This is a genomic window from Vibrio sp. 2130-1 (assembly GCF_033339515.1).
Genome location: NZ_JAWOUT010000626.1, coordinates 1 through 545 on the forward strand (window position 1 = coordinate 1; position 545 = coordinate 545).

1 protein-coding gene is annotated in these 545 nt (G+C 50.8%); it reads right to left on the bottom strand.

The window, feature by feature from the left end; translation table 11 throughout:
• On the bottom strand, positions 1 to 545 hold a 545-nt coding region (locus tag R7Q09_RS27785; RefSeq protein WP_318144164.1), incomplete at both ends, for an ATP-binding cassette domain-containing protein.

The window sequence follows — 545 nt, forward strand, 5'->3', positions numbered from 1 at the left end:
GCAACAATTGGATGTCGCGGTTGCGTGCAAGTTGAGGATTGGCAATCGGTACCGCAGAAAGCAATGCTTTTGTGTAGGGATGCTGAGCATCGTCGAACACTTGGTCGTAGCGTCCCACTTCCATTGGTTTGCCAAGGTACATCACCATTACTCGGTCGCTGATATGGCGCACAACGCTGAGGTCATGAGCGATCATCACCAGTGTCAGTCCCATTTCTTGTTTAAGGTCGTCGAGCAAATTAATGACCTGCGCTTGAATCGATACATCCAATGCACTGACGGGTTCATCACACACCACTAAGTCCGGGTTGAGGATTAAGGCGCGCGCGATGCCAACACGTTGGCACTGACCGCCAGAAAACTCATGCGGATATCGGTTACGTTGGCTTGCCAACAGACCCACTTTGTCCATCATCGCAATGACGCGTTTTTCGACTTCGGCGCGTTTGAGTTGAGGTTGGTGTGTGAGTAACGGCTCTGCGATACATTCTGAAATCGTCAATCTCGGATTGAGGCTCGCCGATGGGTCTTGGAATATCATCTGA